This is a genomic window from Fructobacillus tropaeoli (assembly GCF_001047135.2).
Taxonomy (GTDB): domain Bacteria; phylum Bacillota; class Bacilli; order Lactobacillales; family Lactobacillaceae; genus Fructobacillus; species Fructobacillus tropaeoli.
In genome coordinates this window covers 2,103-5,135 of sequence record NZ_DF968094.1, presented here as the reverse complement: position 1 = coordinate 5,135, position 3,033 = coordinate 2,103, and the positions used below count along the sequence as shown (strand labels likewise).

Sequence of the window (3,033 nt, the reverse complement as noted above, 5' to 3'; positions counted from 1 at the left end):
TAGACTAAAGAGCTTTAAAAAGTGTGCAACAAGGTCACAAAATTTGACTATTGTTTTAGACATAAATTGAGGGTTGCAATGCAAAAGGTCACAAGCTATCCAAAATTAAATATCCAACAATTAAACTTTAGAGAACATCCCCGTGCTAATGGTGTGAACTGGCAGGGTCACAAGATAGCTTTAGCAACTACTAAACCTAATTATGGCGGTGTACGGTATTGGTTTATTTGTCCTTACTGTGAGAAACGAAAAGGCGCACTATATCAAGTAGGGCGGGCAGTGATATGCCGAGTATGTGCGGGGTTGTATTATGCTGGGCAAGATAATAAAGCCAGACGTCACACTTTCACTAAAATTATGGCATTACACGATAAACAGCTAAATCTTATTAATAAATTAGACCCCGTTCTATATAACAGTTACTTGGGATTAGGCCATTTATTAGCCTGTGACCTAGCCTATAGAATGTATATAACACCAAAACGGCCAAAGGGGATGCACTGGACGACCTATTACAAAAAAATGGACGAAATATGTAGCATAGGACGACAATTAAGCAATCTATATGAACTTTACGGAAAGAGAAAGGAAGCGCATGACAAGGCCATTAAAGCGCAATGGTCGGAAGCAATAAGAGTACATGGTAAAAAGGTGTATGAAAAAGATTAAAACGGTCACACCTAAAAAGGTCACAAAAGGTCACAAAAGGTCACAAAAGGTCACACCTAAAAAGTCACAAACCACATCCCCAAAATAGGGTAGTGGTATGTGCAATTTTTGCACTAGTTGCTACTTCCTATAAACCCTTGCATTCTTTACGAAAACCCAAAAAGGGGTGCAGTAGCAAGCGCTGGTATGTAAGGCTATATGCTCTTTTTGGCTCTGCACCCTTTTCGTAAATAGGTGCATTTTTTATAACCCCTGCATTTTATCGAAAAAGTCCAAAAGGGGTGCAGTGATAAATAGCGTTATATAGGCGTTTATAGTTGTTTAGAGTTTGCACCCTTTTTCAAAAGAGGTGCATTTTGTATAACTCTTGCATTCTTTACAAAAACTATAAATAGGGTGTAGTGATAAACGTTGCCACATAGCCACATTTGCCTATTTTGTCTTTGCACCCTTTTTGTAAAGAGGTGCAGTGATAAAAGTAGTAATTGTGTACATCCCCAATATAAAAAGCACCAAGGCACATACAGCCAAGGCGCTTTTTTTATTTGTCATCATTTAGAGCATCAAACTTTTTATAGTCGTTAAACATGTTTAAGTTATTTTCCTCTTGCAAATTAAATCTAGCAATATCAGACAAATATTTATTTGTTTTCTTATTATTTGTTGCCGAAAAAATCCCAGCGGTTTTTATCATGCCTAAAGTGAAGAATGCCAGTCTTCTTTTTTGCATCACGTCTAATTTTTCAAGAAAATCATCATCAATGTTTTTAGCTATGGAATCAAAAAAATCATCATAAAAACTTGCCAACATCATTATTTGCCAATCAATATTTTTTAGTAGCTCTTCTTCTTTCTCACTATCAAACTCATTTTTATCCATAAAAGACAAAAAAGCCTCATCCTCATTTTTAAAATTGGTTAAGCCTTGTAAATAGCCGACATCAACGCCAAAAAAATCAGAAAATTTCTTCCAAGTTGCCATTCTCGGCTCTCTTTTGCCACGCTCATATAAAGAAATAGTTTGACGAGAAACCCCGGCCAGTTTGGCCAACTCCTCTTGTGAAACTTTTTTTTGCTTCCTTATTTTTTGTAAATTGTTATGTATATCCATAACACAAATTATAGTCAAAGTGACATAAAAAGCAACATAACATATTATAAAAAATAAATAATAGTGCAAATAGTTGACAGTTTCTGTTTATGTGCTACTATATTGGTACAAATAGTTGCGAAATATAAAGGGAGGCAAATAATGCCAGTGATTAGTAACAACATGGCCAAGGCCATCAAGAGACAACGGGGTGAACTTAATTTAAAAGTGAGTGACCTAGCAGAACAGACAAACTTGTCACGATTTACCTTGTATCGAGTGTTAAACGGTACAGGCGAATACGTGACGGATAAGACTTATAACGCACTTAATGAGTGGTTATATCAAAAGTTATAAGGAGGTAAGGAACAGAACATGGAACAAACAACGCAGACGGTCACAGAGTGGCCTAGGTGGCTGAATTTAAAGGACTCGGCCAAATATGCCGGGTGTTCGTCTAACACGTTCAAGCGCCATTTAGTGAACGCTGGGCGAGTGAGGGCACACGTCACAGGGTACGGCACAGTTTACGACCGTGACGAGATTAGCAAGGCCATTAAAGAATGGCACTAAGGGGGATGACATGGAAGTTTGGAATATATTGACAACGCTTGTCACTGTGGCCGTTGTGGGTCTTGGTGGCGTAGAGGTTGGCTATTACTTAGGAACTAACGAAAAGTAAGAAGGAGACAGGATACCAACGGAGGGAATACATGGAACTGGTTTATTACAAGGGTTTGAAGGAAGAACCTTATACGACAGCGGAAGTGATTGCAGAACATACGGGTAATAAATATAGGTCTGTTAGCGATTTGATTAGAGATAATCAAGATGACCTAAATGAGTTTGGAATTTTGCGATTTGAAATCGCTAAAATACCAGGACGGGGACGACCTAAAAAGGTGTATCAACTCAACGAGCAACAGGCAACATTCTTAATCACGCTGTTAGACAATACACCGCAGGTAAAAGAGTTTAAAAAGGCATTGGTCAAGGCCTTCTACAATTTGAAGCAGGAACTAGACCAAGCTAAACTAAGCCGAGAGCTTAACAAGCGGGCAAACATTGATTTGGCCGACACGATCAAGGCAGAGTTGCCTAACGACCCGCACGCTTATAGCAACTACCACCAACTAGCCTATAAGTACGCCACGGGGATGACACCTAAGCAACTGAAGAAGGCTAAAGGAGTCAATAAGCCAGAAGAGGCGCTAGATAATGACCAAAAAGAACGGCTAGAACGAGCTAAGCAACACATTGCCTTATATCTTCTA

Annotated in this window: 4 protein-coding genes; 3 read left to right on the top strand and 1 reads right to left on the bottom strand. The window is 38.7% G+C overall.

Annotated elements, in window-relative coordinates:
* Positions 1-78: 78 nt before the first annotated feature.
* A complete protein-coding gene (locus tag AOQ32_RS07770) occupies positions 79-669 on the top strand; it encodes a hypothetical protein (RefSeq protein ID WP_059394327.1) in 591 nt (196 codons plus the stop codon).
* Between the two features lie 541 nt (positions 670-1,210).
* Here the strand turns inward: AOQ32_RS07770 and AOQ32_RS07765 are convergent.
* A complete protein-coding gene (locus AOQ32_RS07765; RefSeq protein WP_148666534.1) occupies positions 1,211-1,780 on the bottom strand; it encodes a helix-turn-helix domain-containing protein in 570 nt (189 codons plus the stop codon).
* Positions 1,781-1,921: 141 nt separating this feature from the next.
* Here AOQ32_RS07765 and AOQ32_RS07760 point away from each other — a divergent pair, with 141 nt between their 5' ends.
* On the top strand, positions 1,922-2,116 hold the full coding sequence (locus AOQ32_RS07760) for a helix-turn-helix domain-containing protein (protein WP_059394325.1): 195 nt from the start codon (positions 1,922-1,924) through the stop codon (positions 2,114-2,116).
* Positions 2,117-2,472: 356 nt separating this feature from the next.
* A partial coding sequence (locus tag AOQ32_RS07750) for a Rha family transcriptional regulator (RefSeq protein WP_059394323.1) occupies positions 2,473-3,033 on the top strand: 561 nt, incomplete at its 3' end.

What these genes read in the sequence shown, in the direction of transcription:
- AOQ32_RS07770 (WP_059394327.1), top strand. Translation starts at nt 79, where the DNA reads ATGCAAAAGGTCACAAGCTATCCAAAATTAAATATCCAACAATTAAAC.
- AOQ32_RS07765 (WP_148666534.1), bottom strand. Translation starts at nt 1,780, where the DNA reads ATGGATATACATAACAATTTACAAAAAATAAGGAAGCAAAAAAAAGTT.
- AOQ32_RS07760 (WP_059394325.1), top strand. Translation starts at nt 1,922, where the DNA reads ATGCCAGTGATTAGTAACAACATGGCCAAGGCCATCAAGAGACAACGG.